Origin of the sequence: Chryseobacterium sp. MEBOG06, from assembly GCF_021869765.1 — a bacterium.
In the GTDB taxonomy this organism is placed as follows: domain Bacteria; phylum Bacteroidota; class Bacteroidia; order Flavobacteriales; family Weeksellaceae; genus Chryseobacterium.
Window position 1 is genome coordinate 5,269,975 of the sequence record NZ_CP084580.1, and the last position, 22,767, is coordinate 5,292,741.

23 protein-coding genes are annotated in these 22,767 nt (G+C 36.8%); 7 read left to right on the forward strand and 16 right to left on the reverse strand.

The window, feature by feature from the left end; translation table 11 throughout:
* Positions 1 to 7 precede the first annotated feature (7 nt).
* From LF887_RS24080 to LF887_RS24095, 4 genes are read right to left on the reverse strand one after another with little or no spacing between them, the layout of a single operon-like run.
* Positions 8 to 928, reverse strand: coding sequence for a YARHG domain-containing protein (locus LF887_RS24080; protein WP_236856770.1), 921 nt, complete (start codon positions 926 to 928; stop codon positions 8 to 10).
* The gene (locus LF887_RS24085; RefSeq protein WP_236856771.1) at positions 925 to 1,563 is read right to left on the reverse strand and encodes a DUF2306 domain-containing protein; all 639 of its coding nucleotides are present in this window, start codon (positions 1,561 to 1,563) and stop codon (positions 925 to 927) included. The genes LF887_RS24080 and LF887_RS24085 overlap by 4 nt, the downstream gene beginning before the upstream one ends.
* Before the next feature lie 5 nt (positions 1,564 to 1,568).
* The gene (locus LF887_RS24090; protein WP_236856772.1) at positions 1,569 to 1,970 is read right to left on the reverse strand and encodes a hypothetical protein; all 402 of its coding nucleotides are present in this window, start codon (positions 1,968 to 1,970) and stop codon (positions 1,569 to 1,571) included.
* 16 nt (positions 1,971 to 1,986) lie between these two features.
* Entirely contained in the window at positions 1,987 to 3,189 is a 1,203-nt protein-coding gene (locus tag LF887_RS24095) for an NAD(P)/FAD-dependent oxidoreductase (protein ID WP_236856773.1), read from the reverse strand.
* A gap of 114 nt (positions 3,190 to 3,303) precedes the next feature.
* On the opposite strand from LF887_RS24095, the gene LF887_RS24100 reads away from it, so the two are divergent.
* From LF887_RS24100 to LF887_RS24120, 5 genes are all read left to right on the forward strand, one after another.
* A complete protein-coding gene (locus tag LF887_RS24100; protein ID WP_236856774.1) occupies positions 3,304 to 3,798 on the forward strand; it encodes an acyl-CoA thioesterase in 495 nt (164 codons plus the stop codon).
* 87 nt (positions 3,799 to 3,885) lie between these two features.
* Positions 3,886 to 4,947, forward strand: coding sequence for a thiamine-phosphate kinase (gene thiL, locus LF887_RS24105; RefSeq protein ID WP_236856775.1), 1,062 nt, complete (start codon positions 3,886 to 3,888; stop codon positions 4,945 to 4,947).
* Positions 4,948 to 5,036: 89 nt separating this feature from the next.
* A complete protein-coding gene (locus LF887_RS24110) occupies positions 5,037 to 5,855 on the forward strand; it encodes a helix-turn-helix domain-containing protein (protein WP_236856776.1) in 819 nt (272 codons plus the stop codon).
* 170 nt (positions 5,856 to 6,025) lie between these two features.
* Entirely contained in the window at positions 6,026 to 7,222 is a 1,197-nt protein-coding gene (locus tag LF887_RS24115; protein ID WP_236856777.1) for a multidrug effflux MFS transporter, read from the forward strand.
* Between the two features lie 200 nt (positions 7,223 to 7,422).
* Positions 7,423 to 8,331 (forward strand): DUF6268 family outer membrane beta-barrel protein, encoded by a 909-nt coding sequence (locus LF887_RS24120; RefSeq protein ID WP_236856778.1) that lies wholly within the window; start codon positions 7,423 to 7,425, stop codon positions 8,329 to 8,331.
* A gap of 59 nt (positions 8,332 to 8,390) precedes the next feature.
* Here LF887_RS24120 and LF887_RS24125 read toward each other — a convergent pair whose 3' ends face one another.
* From LF887_RS24125 to pepT, 6 genes are all read right to left on the reverse strand, one after another.
* The gene (locus LF887_RS24125) at positions 8,391 to 9,125 is read right to left on the reverse strand and encodes a LytR/AlgR family response regulator transcription factor (protein ID WP_236856779.1); all 735 of its coding nucleotides are present in this window, start codon (positions 9,123 to 9,125) and stop codon (positions 8,391 to 8,393) included.
* Positions 9,106 to 10,176 carry a sensor histidine kinase gene (locus LF887_RS24130; RefSeq protein ID WP_236856780.1) on the reverse strand — a complete coding sequence of 357 codons (1,071 nt, stop codon included), beginning with the start codon at positions 10,174 to 10,176 and terminating at the stop codon, positions 9,106 to 9,108. Before LF887_RS24130 ends, LF887_RS24125 begins: the two co-directional genes overlap by 20 nt.
* Positions 10,177 to 10,256: 80 nt before the next feature.
* The gene (locus LF887_RS24135; protein ID WP_236856781.1) at positions 10,257 to 10,853 is read right to left on the reverse strand and encodes a porin family protein; all 597 of its coding nucleotides are present in this window, start codon (positions 10,851 to 10,853) and stop codon (positions 10,257 to 10,259) included.
* Between the two features lie 146 nt (positions 10,854 to 10,999).
* Positions 11,000 to 11,239 (reverse strand): hypothetical protein, encoded by a 240-nt coding sequence (locus LF887_RS24140; protein WP_236856782.1) that lies wholly within the window; start codon positions 11,237 to 11,239, stop codon positions 11,000 to 11,002.
* Positions 11,240 to 11,437: 198 nt separating this feature from the next.
* A complete protein-coding gene (locus LF887_RS24145; protein ID WP_236856783.1) occupies positions 11,438 to 12,004 on the reverse strand; it encodes an energy transducer TonB in 567 nt (188 codons plus the stop codon).
* 2 nt (positions 12,005 to 12,006) lie between these two features.
* Complete coding sequence (gene pepT / locus LF887_RS24150; protein WP_236856784.1) at positions 12,007 to 13,254, reverse strand: peptidase T; 1,248 nt, start codon at positions 13,252 to 13,254, stop codon at positions 12,007 to 12,009.
* A gap of 189 nt (positions 13,255 to 13,443) precedes the next feature.
* Between pepT and LF887_RS24155 the strand changes: the two genes are divergently transcribed.
* Both LF887_RS24155 and LF887_RS24160 read left to right on the forward strand, forming a co-directional pair.
* Positions 13,444 to 14,292 carry a hydroxymethylglutaryl-CoA lyase gene (locus LF887_RS24155; protein WP_236856785.1) on the forward strand — a complete coding sequence of 283 codons (849 nt, stop codon included), beginning with the start codon at positions 13,444 to 13,446 and terminating at the stop codon, positions 14,290 to 14,292.
* Between the two features lie 142 nt (positions 14,293 to 14,434).
* Positions 14,435 to 15,271 (forward strand): sulfurtransferase, encoded by an 837-nt coding sequence (locus LF887_RS24160; RefSeq protein WP_236856786.1) that lies wholly within the window; start codon positions 14,435 to 14,437, stop codon positions 15,269 to 15,271.
* Positions 15,272 to 15,322: 51 nt separating this feature from the next.
* Here the strand turns inward: LF887_RS24160 and LF887_RS24165 are convergent, their stop codons facing one another.
* The 6 genes from LF887_RS24165 to LF887_RS24190 all read right to left on the reverse strand — a co-directional run bounded on the left by LF887_RS24165 (position 15,323) and on the right by LF887_RS24190 (position 22,745).
* Complete coding sequence (locus tag LF887_RS24165) at positions 15,323 to 15,649, reverse strand: SUF system Fe-S cluster assembly protein (RefSeq protein WP_034691980.1); 327 nt, start codon at positions 15,647 to 15,649, stop codon at positions 15,323 to 15,325.
* Between the two features lie 3 nt (positions 15,650 to 15,652).
* On the reverse strand, positions 15,653 to 16,354 hold the full coding sequence (locus LF887_RS24170) for a 3'-5' exonuclease (RefSeq protein ID WP_236856787.1): 702 nt from the start codon (positions 16,352 to 16,354) through the stop codon (positions 15,653 to 15,655).
* Positions 16,355 to 16,368: 14 nt separating this feature from the next.
* Positions 16,369 to 16,716 (reverse strand): tRNA-binding protein, encoded by a 348-nt coding sequence (locus LF887_RS24175; protein ID WP_236856788.1) that lies wholly within the window; start codon positions 16,714 to 16,716, stop codon positions 16,369 to 16,371.
* Positions 16,713 to 17,222: a hypothetical protein gene (locus tag LF887_RS24180; RefSeq protein ID WP_236856789.1), complete on the reverse strand. Its 510-nt coding sequence runs from the start codon at positions 17,220 to 17,222 to the stop codon at positions 16,713 to 16,715. Before LF887_RS24180 ends, LF887_RS24175 begins: the two co-directional genes overlap by 4 nt.
* Positions 17,223 to 17,323: 101 nt before the next feature.
* Positions 17,324 to 17,857 (reverse strand): hypothetical protein, encoded by a 534-nt coding sequence (locus tag LF887_RS24185; protein WP_236856790.1) that lies wholly within the window; start codon positions 17,855 to 17,857, stop codon positions 17,324 to 17,326.
* Positions 17,847 to 22,745 carry an RHS repeat domain-containing protein gene (locus LF887_RS24190; protein ID WP_236856791.1) on the reverse strand — a complete coding sequence of 1,633 codons (4,899 nt, stop codon included), beginning with the start codon at positions 22,743 to 22,745 and terminating at the stop codon, positions 17,847 to 17,849. The genes LF887_RS24185 and LF887_RS24190 overlap by 11 nt, the downstream gene beginning before the upstream one ends.
* Positions 22,746 to 22,767 lie beyond the last annotated feature (22 nt).

Sequence of the window (22,767 nt, forward strand, 5' to 3'; positions counted from 1 at the left end):
GCTGTTTCTATCTGCCAAAACTGTCATATTTATCCTCTGCATATTTGGTAAAACGATTCAGTAAAGCCACGTTCTCTTTTTCCATAGGCGAAAGATCATTGTCTACATTGCCTGAAACCGGAATATACCAGTCTGTTTGTTCAAAGAAATTTCTGTAGGTTTCTTTTTTAAAAGAGTAGCCATGCCTTGCAAATACAGAGTTTTTGATGATTTCCAGATCCAGTTTTCTTAGGTTTTTAAGATCTTTCTCGGTCAGTTTTTGCTTGGATGCATTGAGTTTGAATATCGCTTCGGAAGCAACACGGTTTTTAGTCGTTTTATAACTTTCTGTTTTTCCGGTTTCTTCATCTGTATATTTTTCGGTAAAATCTTTAGAATTTGTCCAGTCCACAATGTCGGAATCCTTATCCAGCATAAAGTTGGGATTGTAAACAAATTCCTTTTTGATCAGTTTCACGGTTTTTGAAGGTGCTTTTACCGATGTTTTATTGAAAGCATTCCATTTTCCGCTCAAGCTGTCTCCTTTCAGTTTTACTTCAAATCGTCCGTCGGTTTTATCATTTCCCGGTTCATCAAGTACAAAAGAAGATGTCGCTTCATTAAAAACCCCTCTGAACGGACGCTGGTTTCCATTGACAATGCTTTGTCCGTATACGCTGTCCTTTGTAATTCTATTGATTTTTAATGAGATTTTTTTATAATTGTTAACGTCATACTCTGAACCATCCATTTTATCAACTACCTTTTCCATTCCGGCAAACTCACCTGTATAAATTCCGTAATATTCTTTATGAACTTCAGGAATGAAAACAGAATCCTTTTTTGCCGTCAGAGAATCTTTTCCGGATTCATTGCTTTTTCCATCTTTTTTACAGCTTATCAGAGAAACCGCAAGTAAAGAAATAAGAGTGTAATTTAAAATTTTCATATTAGTTTTCTTTTGATTAAATATTCAATAATAAGGATATTGGGAATCCAGCCCAGCCATGCAATGATTTGATAAACATCCATCGGATTGGGATGAAATAAATATACAATAATAACTTTCCACATTCGGAGGGTAATGGCAGATAATGTAAAGGCAAAGCTCCGCCACATCCATTGTTTATGTTCTTTGAACTTTTTCTGCCGGGCAAGCTGGTAGGCTTTGAAGGTTGAAAACCACCATAAAATACCCAGAATGACAAATGAAACCTTCGAGAGAAGACCTCCGTTTGCCCATATCCCCATGTAAAATCCTGATGGCGCAGCAAAGATGAGAATGAGAAAAATATAGATCTTTCCCATATTCCTGTGAAAGTTTTTTAATCCGAAATTTTTTCTGAGCATGGCCAGAAAGCCTGAAAGAAGTACAAAAATACTGGTATAAACATGAGTATAGAAAAACACAATATATTCCGGCCTTTCTGCAACTTCCGTTTGTTTGATCATTAAAAAGCTGGCATCTGGATCACAAGGAATATATTCCAGCGTTATTTTCACCATCAGCCAAAAGAAATACCCGAATCCCAAAATTAAAAGGATTTTAAAGAAAATGGCGGTATTTCTTTTGAGTGATAGCATTTTAATTATTCAAAATTAACAATGAATGGAAGGGTATAAAAAATCTCTGCCGGGCTTCCTTTGTATTCTCCGGGCGTCCATTTGGTTGTCATAGACTTCATTACTCTTTCAATTTCTTTATTCACTTTTTCGTTGCTTCCTGTAATAGAAATTTTTTCTATTACACCCTGAGTATTGACGGAGAACTTTGCGCTGGCCCGTACTTGTCCAGGACCTCCTTTGATTCGTTTGATATCTATTTTTTGAGACACTTCCCTCATAAATACATTGATTCCTCCGGGGTATTCTGCCTGTTTACGCTCTTCCGTGGTATTGTTTTCTTTAGAAGGATTTACTACTGTTTCCTTTGCTTGGGAAAAACATAAGCAAAATCCCAGGGACAGAAATAGAAATATTATTTTTTTCATATGTGTTATTTATTTTTTACAAATTATTGAGATCCTGTGCAATCAGCCAGCCTTCACTCCAGCACGCCTGAAAGTTGAAGCCTCCTGTCACGGCATCTATATTTAAGACTTCTCCCGCAATATAAAAGTTCGGAAGAAGTTTCGAAGACATGTTTTTAAAGTTAATTTCTTTTAAATCAACCCCTCCGGCTGTTACAAACTCATCTTTGAACGTTGATTTTCCGGTCACCTGGAATTTCTTTCTGCAAAGATTTTCAAGGATTTTCTGCATTTCCTTTCCTGAAATATTAGCAACCTGTTTGTTGAGGTCAACTTTTGAAATTTCTAAAACTTTCTGCCAGAATCTGTTCGTAATATCAAAAATCTTTGACTGTCCGACGGTTTTTTTAGGATTGCTTTGTTTAAAACTATGGAACACTTCCTCTGCTTCATCCAGATCTATTGAAATAAAATTAACCTCTATTTCAAAATTATATTTAAGCTGCGCAAGACTTATCGCCTCCCATGCAGAAATTTTCAAAACCGCAGGCCCGGAAAGTCCCCAGTGAGTAATAAGCAGCGGCCCGCTTTCATCTGTTTTCAGCTTAGGAATTGAAATCCCTGCATTTTCAAAACTTGTTCCCGGAAGATCTTTTAACAAATCATCTTTAATATTAAAAGTAAAAAGTGAAGGAACAAGATCTACAATCTTATGGCCCAGATTTTCAATGATTTTCAGTGATTTGGGAGAACTTCCTGTAGCGTAAACAATATAATCTGCTTCAAAATCACCGGAACTGGTTTTTACCCTGTATTTTTCATCCTGCTTTTCAATCTCTTTCACCACAGATTTTGTCCTTACTGATACATTTTTTTTCTGGGTTTCATTTAAAAAAGTATTGATAATGGTCTGTGATGAATTGCTTTCAGGAAAGGTCCTGTTGTCATTTTCAATTTTCAGGGGAACGTTCCGCTGATCAAACCATTCCATGGTATCTCCGGGTTGGAATTTGCTGAAAACACTCAATAACTCCTTATTTCCACGGGGATAAAACTGTACCAGCTCCCTTGGATCAAAACAGGCGTGGGTCACATTGCAGCGCCCTCCTCCTGATATTTTTACTTTCTGTAGAACATCAGAGTTCTGTTCTAAAATGGTAATATTGTATTTCTTTTCGTCAAGGTTGGATGCGCAGAAAAAGCCTGCAGCACCGCCTCCGATTATAATGATCTGTTTCATGTATATGTAATCCTATGCTGAAGATTATTTTTTCAAAAGTACAATTTTTATAAACCATCTTATTTGAGTATTTTTGAAGATTATAATTTTAATTATACCAAAAACGATTTTCAAATGATTTTCTACCATAAATTTGAAGTGCGATGGAGCGATCTTGATGCTAATAAGCATTTAGCCAATTCGTCATATGTACAATATTGTGCGCAAGCCAGAATGGCTTTTATGACCAAAGAAAAAATGGGCGTTACCCAGCTTAGCAGATGGGGAATAGGTCCTGTGATCCTGCACGAAAGATATTCTTTCTTTAAAGAAATCTATGCAGATCAAACGGTGATCGTAAGTGTAGAAATAGACGGATGCTCAGAAGATTCTTCTATCTACCGTTTTGTACACAAGTTTTATACTCCGGATGGGGTACACTGTGCTACTTCTGAAGCTACAGGAGTATGGATCGATATGATGCTTAGAAAAATGACGACCCCGCCAGATGATGTTGTGGAAGCCATGAATAAATATAAAAGCCCGGAAACTGTGGTTTTGTCAAAAGAAGACTTTAAAAAGTTCCCTTTTCATCCACACAATATTGATCCGGCAGAACTTACAAAATAATTCAGAATTCAAGGTTTAGAGTTTAATGTTTAGAAGGTAACTTTGAATCATTAATACTTTTTACATTGAATATTAATACAAAAAATTATGTTTGAAGATAAATCACAGGAGCTGACGCCCATTTCAAAATTGGGAGAATTTGGCCTTATTAAACATTTGACGGAAAATTTTCCCCTATCCAATGAATCTTCAATACTTGGAGTAGGAGATGATGCGGCAGTGATCAATCCCGAAAATAAAAAAGTAGTTCTTACGACAGACGTTCTGGCAGAAGGAGTACATTTTAATTTAGGGTATGTCCCTTTAAAGCACCTTGGCTATAAAGCTGTAGTGGTAAACCTTAGCGATATTGCTGCTATGAATGCTGTTCCTACTCAGATACTGGTTTCCCTTGCTGTTTCCAACCGTTTTCCGGTAGAAGCTTTAGAAGAAATCTATGCAGGAATACAGGCTGCATGTACAAGATACAAGGTAGATCTGATTGGAGGAGATACTACAAGTTCTAATTCCGGACTGGTGATGAGTATTACCGCTGTAGGACTTGAGAATGAAGAGAATATTGTAAAAAGAAGTGGTGCTAAAGCTAATGATCTTCTTGTAGTAAGCGGAGACTTAGGTGGAGCCTACATGGGACTTCAGATTTTGGAGAGAGAACATGCTGTTTATCTTGCAGATCCAAATATGCAGCCGGAGATGGAGGGATATGATTATATCCTGGAAAGACAGTTAAAACCTGAAGCAAGAACAGATATTAAAACCATTTTGGAAGAACTGGATATTAAGCCAACTTCTATGATTGATATTTCTGATGGTCTGGCTTCTGAAATTCTTCACCTTTCTGATCAGTCAGGAGTAGGGTTCAGGCTTTATGAAGAAAAAATTCCGATGGATAGCCTTACGATCTCTACGGCAGATGAAATGAATTTAAATCCTGTAATGACTGCCTTAAGTGGTGGTGAGGATTATGAATTACTGTTTACCATTTCATCTAATGATTTTGATAAAATTAAAAACCATCCTGATTTTACCATTATAGGACATGCTGTTGAAAAAGAAGATGGAAACTTTATGGTAGCAAGGGGTTCTAACCAGCTTGTTGCTCTTACGGCACAGGGCTGGGACGCCTTCCTTGGTAACCAGAATGGATAAATTATATTTAATTTTGAATATTGTAGAAAACCGCAGCACTTTTTTTGCTGTGGTTTTTGTTTGTAGCTTAACGATTTTAAAATAGAATCATGATCATACCCGAAAAAGAAATTCCGGTCCACCATCTTACATCTGAAAAATTTCAGATGAGTACCTTGAGTGCAGCCGGTCCGGAAAATTTCCATGATGTACACCGGCATAATTTTTTTGAAATTATCTGGTTCAGAGAGGTGTATGAAAACAGTCGCTTAGAATTGGATTTTGAAAGTTACAAACTAGATAACAATCAAATCTGCATCATTGCACCGGGACAGGCATTCAATATGAAATTAGCAGGAGAGGAAGGGTATGCAATGGCCATAAGCCGGGAGATTTTCAATGAAGTTTGTGATATAGAGTGGTTACTCACAGGAGGGGTACTTCCCTTTTATTTAAATCCACAAAATGAAAAGACCTGTACCGCGATCATGTCACTTATTGAGCAGGAATATAAGGAGGCTTCAAGAACTGAGCTCTTAAAGGCCTATCTGAAAGCATTTTGTATTATCATTGCGGAACAAATTAATCCCCACGAACCTTTACTTAATGACCGGCAGAGAGTTCAGGAATTGGTAGGGCTGATAGAAAAGAATTATATACTGCAAAAGGAAACCGGTTTCTATGCCGATCATCTTAAAATAAGCGCTCATCACCTTAACGATATTGTACGTTTACTGAGAGGTACTACAGTAAAAAAGATGATTGCCCAACGTCTTGTGCTGGAGGCCAAGAGAGAGCTTAGTTTTGGAGCTCTGACTGTGAAAGAAGTAAGTTTTAAGCTGGGATTCGGTGATGCTTCTTATTTTTCAAGATTTTTCAAAAAACATACCGGGCAGAGTCCTGAAGAATTTAAAACAGCAAAAGGCTAATCTTCAGAAAGTTCCCGTTGTTTTATTTTAAAATTGATAAAAAGGAAATATTTAGACGGTGTAATCCTCAGTTTGTGCTAGTCATCCTTCAGTTCTTTTATTGTAAGCCTTTGCTTTTTACAGCATTTTTGTACTCTCAAAAATCGCCTGTGAAGGCTATATGACTATTTATGAAGAATTTGAATATTGTAGTGTTTATTTTGGCACTACTCAACACGTTGGAGTCTCTGAGTATCGATCTTTATCTCCCCGCTTTTCCAAATATGGCCCAGATTTTTAATACTGATATTGGGCATATCCAGATATCCATTTCGGTTTTCTTTGCCGGTTTTGCATTCGGACAGCTTTTATGGGGGCCCTTATCGGATAAAAAAGGCCGTAAACCTATGCTGTATTGTGGACTTTTACTTTTTATCATAGGCGCTACAGCCATCTATTTTACATCAGATATTTATGTTTTATGGGCAATGCGTTTTCTACAAGCTTTTGGAGGAAGTGCCGGAATTGTCATAGGAAGAGCCATTGTCATTGACCTTTATGATAAACAAAAATCTGTAGCAATCTTTTCCCAACAGTCACAGATCAGTGGTATTGCGCCTATTGTTGCACCTTTGCTGGGAAGTGTATTTCTTAAGTTTTGGGGCTGGAACAGTTCTTTTGCTTTCCTGTGTGTTATGGGGCTGATTACTTTTTTTATGGTGTACAAATACATTCCTGAAACTAATGCGAAAATCAGTCTTCCTGACGAGTACGACCATGAAAATGAAAAAAGCTTAAAAGATCAGCTGAAAATGATCATTTCAAATAAAGATTTTATCAACAGTACGATGATCGGAAGTATTGCTTTTGCCTCTCTTATCATCTACATTTCAAATGCTCCGTTTCTGTTTATGGAACTTCATGGTTTCTCAAGCGGGGTTTTCAGTTTTATATTTGCTTTTAACTCGCTGGCTTTGATAACAGCTGCTTACATTACACCCAAATTGATCAAGAGAATAAGTAATTCAACCGTTTTATTTATTGCCACAATTATTTTACTGGTTGTGTGTACCCTGCATATCTTAATTGCAGCAGAAAATCTTTCTGTAGCTTTAGAAATTACAATGCTCTATTTGTCATTACTTGCGATCGGAATTTTATTTCCTATTACTTCAGCACATGCTTTATCCCCATTTAAAGAAGGACGCGGGACGGCTGCAGCCTTGCTTGGATTTATGCAGTTGATGGTTACATTTTTGATGTCAGGACTCATCGGTCTTTTGGAAGCAGACTCTATTATTCCAATGGTGGTGGCCCGTGCAGGAATTGCTTTGATTGCAGTTTGGTTTGGGTATCGTATTTTTAAAAATCAAAAAGCTGCTGTGTAAAAATAGCAATGGCTCTGTTTCTATGGTTGTGTTACAGTTAAATAGGGGTATAGTTATTTTAAAAAGGTTATCTTTTTTAATGAGTTGTTAATATTATATTGATCCTGTTATTTGATCCTGTTGTCATACTATCCAAACACTTAATCAAGTAATTTTTGTAAAAAATTGCCAAAGGGTTCTATTTGCATAAAATTTAAAATATGAAAAGAAACCTTTTGACAGCTATCTGCTGTTTATTGCCATTAGGGTATTGGGTAAGTGCACAATCCGGAATATCTGCCGAGCTTAAAACCGAATATATACCAGGCTCCAATTATATACGCCCTGAAGACAGTACCAAAACCAACTCTAAAAGCGATTTTAAAAGAGTAGATCTGAATCTGAGGATTCCATTATCTGTAAAAAAAGATACAGATGGAAAAGTAAGAGCCTGGTCAATGCTTCTCAGCGGATCCTATGCAAAGATGAAACACACCAACTATGACACTCAATTATTTCCTGACCAGATGCTGAATGCGCAGGTCGGACTTCAGCATATGAGGCCTCTGGGTAAAAAGTGGAGTATGATGATGACAGCATCGGTAGGAGTATATACCGATATGGAAAAAGTGAACTTTGATGATGTATTGGGACAGGGTGGAATTTTGTTTATCAGACATTTCAATCCTAATCTTGCTTTGGGAGGAGGTCCGGTATTGACAACAGCATTTGGCGTTCCTATGATTTTACCCTGGATCTATTTTGACTGGAAGACGAACGGAAAAATTAAGTTTAATATCAACTTCCCGGAAGGAATGGAAGCCGGGTATCTGTTTTCTGATCAATTTGCATTAAAAGCTGTAGTAAACCTTAACGGAATGACCGTAGAAAGAAATAAGGACGGAAAATCAATACTGTTGGGTTACCAGCAGATCACTGCCGGACTCAGACCGGAGTTTAAGATCAATGATAAACTTACATTGCGTCTTACAGGCGGAACTGCATTATTAAGAAGCTTCAGTGAAAGTGACCGAAAAATCAAAAATATTTTCCGGGACAAAAAAATGGCAGATCCCAGATTCGCAAGCACATTCTATGCAGCAGTATCATTACGCTGGAATCTTCCATAGAAGATTCAAAAAGGGAAGATGCCTAAGGCTGTCATCATACTGTATCTTCCCTTTTAAAATTATTTGCTGATCAATTTTTTATAAACCACCTGATTCAGCAGCTCTTCCTTTCGGTTACGGGAAATGGGAAGTTCGATCTTATTAATAAAAATACGTCCTCCGGAAATCATATCGATATGGGTAATATTGATCAGATAAGACTTATGGATCCTGAAAAAATGATCAGAGGGAAGCGATTCTTCAATAGCCTTCATTGTCTGATGAATGATCAGCGATTTATCTTTAAAATGAAGCCTGGTATAATTCTGCATACTTTCTACGTAGAGAATATCCACCCATGAAACTTTAATAAAGCTGTCAGATTGCCTTACGTACAGAAAAGGATCATCAAGGGGTATATTTTTTCTCAGTTTTTCACTGACAATAAACTGCTGCTGTGCTTTATTTACAGCCTGATAAAAACGGTTAAAAGCAATAGGCTTCAAAAGATAGTCTACCACCTGAAGCCTGAATCCCTCTAAAGCATATTCAGAGTAAGCGGTAGTGAGAATACATAAAGGAGGGTTTTCCAGCTGCTCCAGAAACTCAAGACCGGTAAGGTAGGGCATATTAATATCCAGAAGAAGAAGGTCTATTTCTTTTTCCTTCACTATAGTATCAGCTTCCAGTGCTGTGGCACAGGTCCCTTCCACTGATAAAAAGTCAATCTGGCCGGCCAGCTCTTTAAGATGGAATCTTGCCAGAGGTTCGTCATCTATAATGAGGCATTTCATTTTAGGAATAGTAGTACTCATGATACTCAGCTAAATTTAAGGTTAAAGTTACTTTGAATATATTCTGATCAGCTTCTATTTTTAAATCATGGGAGCCTGGATACTGTAATTTTAGGCGTTTTTTTACGTTTTCAAGACCAATTCCTCCAACTCCATCCTTCTTTTTATAGCTCAATACATCAGAATAAGAATTTTCTATATAAAAGGAGAGAACTTTATCTCTTTCCATACAAGAAATTGAGATGTGACCTTTATGGCCGGGAAGCCTGCATACATATTTGAATGCATTTTCAATAAAAGTTACCAAGAGAAGAGGGGCAATAAAAGCTTTGTTACTGCTAATCTCCCAGATTGTCGTTACGTCCAGTTCATTACCCCATCTCAGTTTTTCAACTTCTACCAGATTCTGAATATGCTCTATATCTTTATCTAAAGGGACAGTGTTTTGATTACAGTGATATAGCTGGTAGCGTAAGATATCTGAAAATTTAAGGAGCAGATAATCTGCAAGCTGAGTATCTGTTCTCATTAAAATATGAATGTGATTCAGAATGTTGAATACCACATGCGGATTGATCTGATCTTGTAAAAGCTTGAGTTGGTTTTCCAGATGTGCCTGCTGAAGAAGAATATGATCCCGCTCTATTTTTCCATGCTCCTGATAGAATTTTACACCGCAGGCAGCACCGTTAATTAAGAAAGAGGCGGGAAGGGCAAGGTAGAATCCCTTCCATAAAATAGGAATCTGATCAGAAAAATCTGGGGGAAGCACAGTGTCCGAACTTCCTTTAACATAGGTGAATATCAAAGAATATATAAAGCTTAATGCAAAAATAATCAGGGTGGCCTGTGTAAGAAAGAAACCCATCCTTTTTGAACGAAGGGCCTTGGGAAGTAGTTTTGTTGTAAGAAAATGAGTGAAAATAAAGGACGTAGCTGTGATCACAAAAGTCTGAAAAACCGCAGTGTACCCATTCGATGTAGCTTGAAAATTAATCCAAATGGCAACCGTAAAAACGAGCCAGAAAAGGATAATGAAAGTATGTTTTCTTAAAACAAAAAATCTTGCCATGAAATAATCTAAAGTTGATTGATAAAAAATTAGAAACTGAAGGGAAACAGTTTCTAATCATGTAAAGGTAATTTAAGTTTTTAGAACAGGAAATACCCTATCCCAAGGCTAAAGCTGTGAGGTTTAGACTTGAACTCTTTACTGATATTTGAAAGCCCGTTTTCATATCTCAGATCTACGGTGAAATTCTTATAATCTATTCCCAAACCGCCTGTAATTCCAATATTGGATTTATCAAAATTTTTAAAGCCTTCGGCGACAGCCTGTGAAGTGGAAATTTTGTTATTAAAAGCATAGCTGTAGACTCCGCCGGCAAATACTCTTACATTAAAATCATCTGTTTTTACCACTTTATATCCTACAACTACCGGGATGTCAATGGCATTCCAACTTAGTTTTGCCGAGCTTCCATCTTTTGCTTCGTAGGACGTTTTTCTTTTGTTGAATAAGGCTTCTCCTTGCACATAAAGCTTTCCGATATCCATTCTGGTCATAATTCCTGCCTGATAACCGAAGCCGTATTTCCCTTCCAAGGAAGAAGACTCCGTTGAGGTTTTTGTAAAACTTGTTCCTCCCTTTACTCCAATATGAAAAGATGGGGTTTGCTGTGCATAAATGTTTACGGAGCTGATGATGCATAAAAGCAAAGAGCTAAATGCTAAAAATTGTTGTTTCATAAAATTAAATACTATTATTTGATGCAAAACAACAATTCTCGTTGATGAGATGAAATTTTATTTGATGAATGGCAGAGATCTTTTGACGAGGATCTGTTTTTGGATGAAAAAAATCGGAAGCACATCTGCTTCCGATTGTATTTTTATTAAAAAGGCTGTTCTTCACAACGAGATGGTGGATTACATCCTCCTCCGCCGCCGCCTCCAGGATTTCCTCCAACAGCAATGCACTGTCCCGCACTTCCGTTTTCATACATTTCACAGGCACTTCCAAAAGTACACTGGCAGTCATTTTGACAGTTATAAGAGTCACCTCCCATATGACAGCCATCTCCCAGTCCGCTGCCCAGAATGGTTGATAAATCCTTTCTCAAAAGTTTTTTCATTTTTTTCATAGTAAAGTTTTGGTTAAAAAAATTAATGATTCGGTTTGTATTACATTGTAAATATACTGAAAAAGTAATCGATTGTATTATAACTTATTGTGATTGAATGAAAAAGAGCTAGAGAAAGTATGATGATAACTTCCCCACTGCATGCTGAAAAAATAAAACCCATTGCTGTAACAATGGGTGTATGGATGTTTATTTTTTTAATATAAGTTGTAAAGGAATAGTAACTGTGGATGAAACAGGTTTCCCCTTATCTTCTGCAGGTTTCCATTTGCCCTTATCCTGTATACGATAAAAGGCAGCCTGGATAAATGCATTTACATCTTCATTGTTTCCTTTAATTTTAGCATCTAATGCATTGCCTTTAGAATCTACTATAAAGCTTAATGTAGCCCTGTAAGTGTCTGAAGAATAATTTAAAAAATCAAGATCAACAGCTTCATACAGCATTTTCAGAAAAGAAACTTTTCCTGTTTCATATTCTGCTTCTTTGGTTACCTTATTCTTTAGAGGTGGATCATTAGCTATTGCTTTTTTTTCTTCTTCAGAAATTTTGTCAAGAGCTTCTTTATAAGCATTTATCTTATCCTCAGTAAGAAGCCACTCCCGCTTAGTTCTTAAATCGTTAGGCTTTGGGTATTTGTTATACAGGGCCTTTTTCTTTCTTTCATATCGGGAATCTGCTCTCTGAAACTCAGAGATCTGGGCACTTCCGAAGACAAAAGAGAAAATGAATGCTAATGCAAAGAGCTTTTTCATTATCACGCTTTTACAATATTAATAATTACACCGGTTGCTTTTTCCATACTTTCCAGAGCTACATATTCATACGGCCCATGGAAGTTGATTCCTCCTGCAAAGATGTTTGGACAAGGAAGTCCCATGTAGGATAACTGTGCACCGTCTGTTCCTCCTCTGATTGCTTTGATCTTAGGCTCAATGCCTGCTTCTGTCATTGCTTTTGCAGCAAGGTCTATGATGTGCATTTTACCTTCAAACTGCTGCTTCATATTTCTGTATTGCTCTTTGATCTCCACTTCAGCTGTTCCTTCACCGTGTTTTTGGTTAAATTCAGCTACTTTTTCTTCTAAGAACCTCTTTCTCGCTTCAAACTTTTCGGCATCATGATCACGAATAATATATTGAAGTTTAGCTTCAGAGATATCCGCTGTAATATCCATTAAATGATAAAACCCATCAAAACCTTTAGTGGTTGCAGGAGTTTCATTAGCTGGAAGTATTTGTGCGAACTCAGCGGCTAAAAGTGCAGCATTAACCATTTTTCCATAAGCATAACCAGGGTGTACGCTCAGTCCGTGGATTTTTACAACAGCGCCTGCAGCGTTAAAGTTTTCATATTCTAATTCACCTACTTCTCCACCATCCATTGTATAGGCCCATTCAGCACCGAATTTAGCTACATCAAATTTATGAGCACCTCTTCCGATCTCTTCGTCCGGGGTAAATCCTACCGCAATTCTTCCATGCTTGATGTCTGGATGAGCGATAAGATACTCAGCAGCCGTTACAATTTCTGCACAGCCCGCTTTATCATCAGCGCCAAGAAGGGTAGTTCCGTCAGTGGTAATTAAAGTCTGGCCAACATATTTTTTTAAACTTTCAAATTTTGAAGGAGACAACTTGAATCCTGTAGCCTGGTTCAGTAAAAGATCATTCCCGTCATAATTCTCCCAAACCTGAGGCTTTACATTTTCTCCGCTGAAATCAGGCGATGTATCGTAGTGTGAAATGAAACCAATCGTAGGTCTGTCATCATTTTCAAGGTTAGAAGGAACATAGCCCATAATATAACCGTGCTCATCAATTGAAACATCTTCTAAACCGATTGTTCTCAATTCTTCTGTAATATAATTGGCAATATCCCACTGACGCTCTGTAGAAGGAGTTGCTTCACTTTCTGCATCACTCGTTGAATATATTTTTACATAACTAAGAAAACGGTTCAGTAATTTCTCTTTCCATAAAGGATTGAATTCTATTGTACTCATCAGATTTATCATAAATTTTAACAAAGTTAGCAAATTTGATGCTCAGAATGCATTATTTGAGACTGAATATCAGTTATTGAAATTATAAATCAGATATAAATCTTTGAAAATCAAAATAGTGTTAGATTTGTATGTACAGTATACTAAGTAGTTTAGTTTTATTATATTTGAGAAAATCAAAAAGTAAAAATGTTTCTTACAGAATGTCCTAGAGATGCCATGCAGGGATGGGGAGAGTTTATCCCTACCGATAAAAAAATAGATTATATCAACTCACTTATGGATGTTGGTTTTGATGTATTGGATTGTCTGAGTTTTGTTTCTCCAAAAGCAATTCCGCAGATGGCTGACTCTGATGAGGTTGCCGAAAATATTGATAAGTCCCGCTCCAATACAAAAGTTTCTGCTATTATCGGAAATTACAGAGGTGCTGAAAAAGCACTGAAGCATCAGTCTGTCGATATTCTTGGATTTCCGTTTTCTATTTCCGAAACTTTTCAGCACAGAAATACCAATAAGAGTCAGGAAGAAGCTTTTGATGAGATCATTAAAATGCTTGAACTGGTAAAAACAGAAGGAAAACAGCTGAATATTTATTTCTCGATGGCTTTTGGAAACCCGTATGGAGAAATGTGGAAGTGGGAAGATGTAGACCAATGGGCACAGCGATTTTCAGAGATCGGGATAAAGGATATCCTGCTTTCTGATACAACCGGAGTGGCTACACCAGAAACGATTGCGCTTTTATTTGAGAAAATTCCTTCAAAATATCCTGAAATCAATTTCGGAGGACACTTTCATAACCGTTATGAAGAGTCTTATTCAAAACTGAAAGCAGCTTATGATCAAGGTTGCAGAAGATTCGACAGTGCTATCAAAGGAATCGGAGGATGTCCTATGGCTAAAGATGATTTGGTAGGTAATATGCCTACTGAGCAGGTGATCAACTTTATGAGTGTTGAAAAAGCAGATCACAAGCTGAATCTTTTAAACTTTGAAAGCTCTTACAATAAAGCGAAAGATATTTTTCATTTTTAAAATGAATTAATAATAATTCTCACGGATGAAAATTCTGTGACCTATAAAATATCAAGAAGAGCGGGCCGTAGTCCGCTTTACTCTATTAAAATGCAGTGGCTTTTGCCAAAACATAAGTTATATTAATCCTAAAACCAATACAATGTCTCCAATAATCTCACCATCCGAATTGAAAAATCTTCCGTCAGAAAACCTCGTTATTCTTGATGCAAGAGCTGGAAAAGATGTTCAGGAAAACTACCTGGAAAAGCATATCAAAGGGGCCAGATTCATTGATCTGGATAAAGATCTGGCTGAAACAGTTGAAAATGCCGCTTTTGGAGGAAGACATCCGCTTCCAAACCCGGAGAAATTTGCTGAAACACTTTCTAATCTTGGGATTGCTGAAAATTCTCATATTGTAGTATATGATGACAAAAACGGATCGAATGCAGCTGCCAGAGCCTGGTGGATGCTGAGGTCTTTTGGATTTAAAAACGTTCAGGTTCTGGATGGAGGAATTCAGTCTGCAGAAAAGATTGGAATTGAATTTTCGTCTGGAGAAGAAACATTTGAAAAATCTCCACTGATAAGAAAAGAACATTGGGATTTGCCTGTTTCCGACTTAGAAAAGGTTGAAAATGAATTGGAAAAGACTTCTTCTACTGTCATTGATGTAAGAGATGCTTATCGTTATAGAGGAGAATCTGAGCCGATTGATTTGGTTGCCGGTCATATTCCTGGGGCTATTAATATTCCTTTTTCTGAAAATCTTGATGAAAACGGAAATTTTCTTAAGCCGGAAATTCTAAAGGAAAAATACGGTAAAATACTGGAAAATAAGGCTGAGCATTTGATCATCCACTGTGGATCGGGAGTTACAGCATGCCATACCATTTTAGCTTTAGATTATGCCGGATATCCGATCCCGGATCTGTATGTAGGTTCATGGAGTGAATGGAGCAGGAGAGAAGGAAAAGAAATTGCAAAAGAGATATAAAAGTAAAACCCCGAAAATTAATTTTTCGGGGTTTTATATTTTTAAGAATGATTAAAGCATTCCCAGTTCAAACTTTGCCTCCTCGCTCATCATATCTTTATTCCAGCTCGGTTCGAAAGTAAGCTCTAAATCAACGCTTTTTACATTTTCTACTTCAGCCACTTTATCTTTTACCTCTTGCGGAAGAGTTTCAGCAACAGGACAGTTCGGAGTAGTCAGTGTCATTATAATTTTTACGTCAGCATCATCGGAGATCTGGACATCATAAATCAGTCCTAATTCGTAAATATCTACCGGAATTTCGGGGTCATATACGGTTTTCAGTACACCAATGATTTCCTCACCAATGTCAGCAATTTGATCGTCTGTAAATTTCATTTTTTAATCTAGATTGATATTCCTTTTCAACAAATCTTCCTGACGCATACGCCGGAAAATATTTGCCAAAGTTAAGACATCTTTTTCACAATAATCAACAATTCGCTGCAAGTCTTTTTCTATGTAGTAAATTGATGAAACCATTGAGCCGTCAATATCATCCTTCGGAGTGGGAATACCGAATACATGAGCCAATAATTCCAGTGATACAAAACTCTTATAATCCCCGAATTTCCATAGTTCCATGGGGTCTATATGAGGGATCTCCCATGGTTTTTTTCCAAACATCTGAAATGGAGCGGGAGGCTGCATTCCATTGATCAGGTATCGTCTTGCAATCCATGGAAAATCAAATTCTTTTCCGTTATGGGCACAGAGAATGACATTATTAAGTCTTGGACTGTTGAAAATTTCACCAAATTCTCTGAGCATTTTCTTTTCATCATGTCCTGAGAAGCTTTTTATTTTCAACGTTTCATTCTTCTCAATCATTCCTATGGTGATGCAGATAATTTTTCCGAACTCGGCCATAATGCCTGCTCTTTCATAAAATTCTTCTGCGGTGACTTCTTCTTTTCTCTGAAATCTTGTTTTCTTGTCCCAGAGATATTGGTCTGTTTCAGATAAATCATCCCAGGATGCAGCCTGAGGAACGGTTTCAATATCAAGAAATAAGACTCTTTCTAATGGTATGTGCTGTATCATGTGTGTTTTGTTTATTATCCTAGCTGCATTCCGTTTTTTACGGGTAGTGAGGGAGATATAAGAGTGACGTCTTTTTTATCTTCACCATATACTCCCAGTACAAGGCATTCGCTGAAGAAATTGGCAATCTGTTTTTTAGGGAAATTAACGACTGCTAAGATTTGTTTTCCTACAAGGTCTTCTTTTTCATAAAGAGTAGTAATCTGTGCTGACGATTTTAGGATTCCTAAGTCCCCGAAGTCAATTTCCAGTTGGTAAGAGGGATTTCTTGCTTTTTCGAAATCGTTTACAGCGATTATTGTTCCGCAGCGGATGTCTATTTTTTCAAAATCTGCCCAGGTAATATCTGGTTTTACTGTCATGATAATTTACTGATTAAATGTTCTACTTCTGTTTTCTGATCTGCATATTTTTGTTGCAACACAGAATCTTCCCCCATTCTTTTATAATATTCTAAAGCTTTTCCGCCAAAGAATTTTTTATGAAAGTCTGAGACTTCCGGAATTTGTGGGAATACTTTATGAAAAAGCATTTCATAATAGGCCTGAAATTCTCTTTCATTTTTATCTTCTATAACCTGCCCTGGAGCTTTCTGCCTTACATGAAGCATTTCATGGGCAACCATATTCAGGACAAGATTCAAATCAAAATCGAATAAATTTCTCGGGATCATTACGGTTTGCGGACCTCCCAGTTCTCCTTCAGCAGTAAGAAGCATAGAGACAGGAGAAAGCTCTTCCCTGAATCCAAACCCTGCGAAGTTGTCATGTTCCAGATTAAAAGAATGGATCAGATATTCTGCCGCATCCAAAATCTGGTTATGCTCTTTATAAGCGTCAAGGTGTAGATTTACCTGCTCGAAATTCACTCTGAATATGTTTTATAACAAATGTATTAAAATATTGATAATTACAAAGAAGGTTTCTAAAAACAAAAAAACAGTTGAAGAAATCAACTGTTTTTTGTTTATCACCATTTTTTTAATGGCATTTTTGCAGTAAAGGTATTTGATATAAAGGTTTCATCTATTAAATCATTTTTGAAAAGGATCATTCTGGATTTTAGTAAAGTTGGTTTTTTATCCAGTTTACTGAAAATATCTTTTTGTTTGAAAATATTAAAGCCTATTTTCTTCTGCTCGCCAGGTTTCAAAAGAATTTTTGATGCTTCAATATATTCTTTTGGGGACAGATATCCTCCGTATTTGTTATCAGGTTCATGTTGATTAAATTCTATTCCTGTTGGGAAATCCGTGTTTTTTGGGATTGTTGTACATAGTGCAATTCTTAAATAGTTATTGTTATAGATATCCTCCTTTTTACACGCGAAATTAATACCTGTAGTATCAATGACAATCTTTATTTCATGATTGGTAGTATTGGTAAGTATCACATCAAAAATTCCTGTGGCAGGTGAGGATGCTGAAATCTTTAGTTTTTGGGAATAAAATAAATTCCCAAAAACGACAAGAAGTATCAATAATTTAATTCTTTTAAAGTCCATACATTTTTTGTTTTTCAGGAGTCCACTGGCTGTTTGTATCTCCTAGTTTGAAAACGAATTCATAAGCTTTTTTTTCATTTAATCCTTTCATTTTTAAAGCACTTTGCTGGGCATTAAATGTTTTCTTAAAATTTAAGAAATTTTTTGTGGCTTGTCCTGAAGCAAAATCAGCAACATGATAGTACTCATGAAGAATGGCCACTGCAAGTGAATAATTAGACTGAAAGGCAGCTTTAAAAAATGTGATAACTAGCGGTCCGTCAAATTTACCTGTGTTAGCACCAATTTTTCCGTTCGATGTTTCAGCAGCAAATATGGTAACTTTATCCGGATCGATGGTAACTTTAGCTTTAGCTTCATATTTTTTCATACGCTCATCAAATAAAGAATGAATTTCTGCTTTCACTCTGGTTATTGATTTTGTGTTCATTTCAGGTACATCGTCAGGGTTGGTTACTTTATCTCTGATGAGGTTGGTGATTTCATAATTAATGGCTAAATAATGGGCAACGTGATTTAATCCCGAGGTCATTAGTCCCTGCTGTAGTCCATCCCAGAAATTCCCTCCCGCAATCGTAGATGATACCCCTCCCGAAAGACCTCCTGATGCAAGCATGATGGCTTTAATTGTTCCTGGATTTCTACTTCCAAAAGTAGTTAAAATTCCTACGCCCTCACTTTCATTGGTTAATTGAAAATCTTCTGCTATTCCCCCTAGCGTTTCGACACCACTTGAAATGATAGATGAGATAGCTCCGCTCATAAATCCTGAAATAAATGTACCACCGTTGATTTCAGACATCATACCACCAGACAATGCATGCATTCCAGCCTGGAAAGCAGCCTTACCCACTGTGAGCGCTTCTGAAAACATGGAAGTGGCGACACTTCCTACTCCAAAACTGATGATACCTGCCGCAAGACCCGTTGTCATTGCCTGGCCCATACCATACCAGTAAGGAACTCCTTTTATAGTATTTACAATAGCATGGGTAGTGGCAGAGACTGCTACTGCAATAAGTAAAACAGCTGCTAAACCGATATTTCCACTTGGATCAGTATACAGTAGAGGATTATTGAATACATATCCGTATCTGTTATAATTCTGGGTATCAAACGGCTCCTGCAGGACATTGTCAGGGCTTAAAAATCTTCTCAGAATAGGATCATAAATTCTTGCATTCATATGGATAAGCCCCGCTCTCCATAAATGCTCATGGCCACTATATCCTCTGTCTAATAATAATGATTCTCCTGTAAACTGGTCCAGATTAACAAACTGACCGGTACTATCTGCCAGTCCCTTAAGATTCCCCCAGGCATCAAAAAAACGTTTCTCGGCTACAGAGCCATCCTCTTTGGTAATGGCAAGTATACTTCCAAGATGGTCACGATGCAGGTAGTAATTTTGCGACTCCTGTGTTGCCTCTGCGATATTAATTATATCTTTCTTGATGTAGTTTGCAGAATAAGGATCTCCTGTGATATAGGTGATAATTTCAAGCTTACCTCCTCCTTTTCCTGATCTTCTGGTAAATTCTATTGTTCCATCAGCAGAATAGAACTTTTTCTTACCCGATATTGCTGAGGTCATAGAATATCTTGATTTTAACAGGCTGTATTCAAAGCTTAAGTCCTCTTTGTTTGGTACCTTAACCGTCAATGGTGCATTGAATGCATTGTAAGTTACTTCAGCAAAACCTCTGTTGGTATTTACCTGCTGTCCGCTGGCATTGAAGGCTATATTATTAAGTTTATAATCATTCGCTCCATTGTAGTTATAGTAACCCAGTTCAAGGTTTGCGGTCATTCTTCCTCTTTTGTCATAAGAGTATTGATTGGTAACAGTTCCGTTGGTTGTTTCCTTAACCAGCCTGTTTAGCTGGTCATACTCAAAAGTTTCATTTTTCCCGAAATTGTTATTATTTCTGGATTTGAGAACTCCTTTATTGACATCAAAATCGTAGCTTATATCAAGGGCGACAAGGCTTCCATTAGCATGATTTACCCTTAGCAGGCTTCCATTCTGCGGACTGTAATAATTGTTTAAAATATAACCATTGCCATATTCCATCTGAGCAATCTGGTTCATTGCATTTGTAGATGAAATATGCCATATTGTTTTATTAGCATCTACATTATTTTGTTGTATCAGTATACCATTACTGTCATACACATTTTTTATTTTTGAGGAAGTAGAGTAAAGTGGATTTAGCCATGTCGCCGAAATATGGGTTTCATCTACTCTCCCAAAGCTGTCAAAAGTTAAGGAGCTGGTATATGAAAAATCGGGAGTTTCTTCTTTTTTCCCTTTTATACGGAAATACTGATCATACTCTGTAGTATAGGTAAAGTTTTTCCCATTGCTTGTCCCATAGACTTTCTCCGGCAGCTTAGAGGTGGGGTTATACTGATAATATCTTTCAATATTTGTGTTCTCAGCAGATGTATTTCCATAGGTTTTTTCAAATTCGGTTTTTCCTGAATTATCATACTGAATAATAGTATATCCTTTCGGAGTATCTTCCCTTACAAGTCTTCCCAGGTTGTCATATTGGTAATTGAAAGTTCCTGCTGACGGTTCCGTTACTTTCTTTTTGTTACCCCAATCATCAATTTCATAGGTTGTTTTGCTGCCCTCATAATCGGTTTCTTTTAGAGCCCCGTTTGCATAATAGCTATAATTGATAATTCCTCCATGATCCTGATGTATAATGGTGTTGCCTAAGGCATCCATTGTTTTTGAAGTTTTTTGATAACCATCATCTGTTGTTACTTTTAATCCTTCATAGCAAGTAATAATGGTTTTTCCTGTATAGGTAATGTTTTTTACAGGACGATTATAAGAATCGTATTCTATAGTATTCCATTGAGTTTGGTCACCTTCAAAAGATGAACGTGAGTCTTTTATTATTTTTCCAAAAATGTCATACTCAGATTTTTTAACGATCCATTTTCCATTAATGCTCTGAGTTTTTTTCAAAATTTCTCTGTCAAATTCATCGTATACAGAGATGGTTTCTGCTTCAGCCTCTTTTTTTGTAGATATCTGGTATATTCCACCCTGAATTCCAGTGGCTGCAGATTTGGAAATAAACGTTTTTTTACCCAGATAGTCAGTAATCGTTGTAATATTACCCCAGTTGTCATAGCCAAAGTAAGTTTTCAATGATCCAACAGCTGATGTTTGTTCCAGGGTTCTTCCCTTCGGATCTATTACGGCACTTGAAACTAAGCCATCCGAAGAAGTTGTAGAATTCCGGTAACGGTGAGTAGGGTCATATTCGTAAGTTGTCGTCTGAGAGGCTATTCCAACAGTAGAAAGTGTTTCCTGTGTGGGGTTTCCGTAGCTGTCATAGAGGAAATTTTTAACGACTGGCTGTGAGTTCTGGCTGAATTTTTGAATTTCTTTTAAACCACCATGAGTTGGATAATAAATACTTACTTCTTTTGCTGTAAAAAAATCACCTTCTCTAAAAGAATTGTTCACTTGTTCGCTTATTTTGCCATAAAAATAATGCTGACCATTAGTGAATTCCGGCACATAAGAGAAATTAGTGTGCGTTACAGTTTGATCATTATAATTTGTCCAAACCTTCTTTAGTTTTAGATCATCAGATTCATCGTAAGTATATCTTTTAAGAACAACCATTTTTCTCAGATAGTCCTGAGTAAGTTCTTCAGTACTCAGAATGATACTTTGATTTCCTGTAGTGAATTTTTTATTGACGATGTTGGTCTCTGTTAAAAATTTGGAAATTCCTCCGTAAGTTGTTTTTACTAAGGCATTATCCAATAGCGGATCTTTGGTGTTAATGGTCCAGAAAAGAGCGTTGGCAAGCTTCTTATTTCTGTATTTTCCATTTTGTAGAACAGATTCATATCCGTCAGACACATATGTTTTTTGGAACCCTAAGACTCCGCGTCCGTCAAGGCTTTGTATTGCATTTTCATAACGATACTCTTTTGACAGAATTTTTCCGCTGAAAAGAGTATGAATCTTATTAACAAGATATAATGCTCCGTTGGTCTGATGCGAGTACAAAGGATATTTTAAATCATTATCCTTGTGTTGATAACATATTTCTTCCTTTGTATCCAGTTTCATCATTGGGCGGTATTCAACCTTTTGAAGAACAGTAGAACCGTTATCTACTTCCTGAATCTGCTTTTCTAGGAAATTGTTATTGTTGAATGTAATCTTAAACTCAGATCCCGTAGTAATGTCGAAATTACTGATGGATGTTTTATAAGTATTTAAGAAGTTAACCTCATCAGAAACGGTGAAAAGAGAGAATGGTGTTATTTTCTCATTTTGTAAATCAATTTCCTGATTCAGTTTGGTAAAAGATGTATTCCCGTTATTATCCGTTGTATTGACAAAGAACTTTACCTTATTAAAATTGGGTAACATCGTCATATATGTTCCCGGGAGCTGTACATTTCCAAATTGATGTGGCCCCACATATTGAGAGAACCCCGGAAAGTTACATCTGTATTCCTGAAATATGCTGATATAGGTTGCTGGCATAGATTGGGCAGTCGTATTAAAGCACGAATGCGAATATACTTGTTCAGTATACCAATCATTAACATTTTCATAAGTGAAATTACTGATCAGAGGGTTTGGATCATTATACTTTATTTTACCAAACTTACTGATGGAAACAAGGTCAGATTTCCCGTCATTATTGATATCTGTTACAACAACATTTCCTACAGCAAAACCTGTCATAGAGCTATCAGGACCCCATAAAAATAAATCCCATCCGGATTGTTTTGGAACGGTTTCATCTTGGGAAGGCTTTATATAAGCTAGTTTCTGAGCTGTAAGATCAAGTTGACTTGGAATAAACTTTTTACCATCCGAAGTATACAACCACCACATAAACTGAGTTGTATTTTCAATG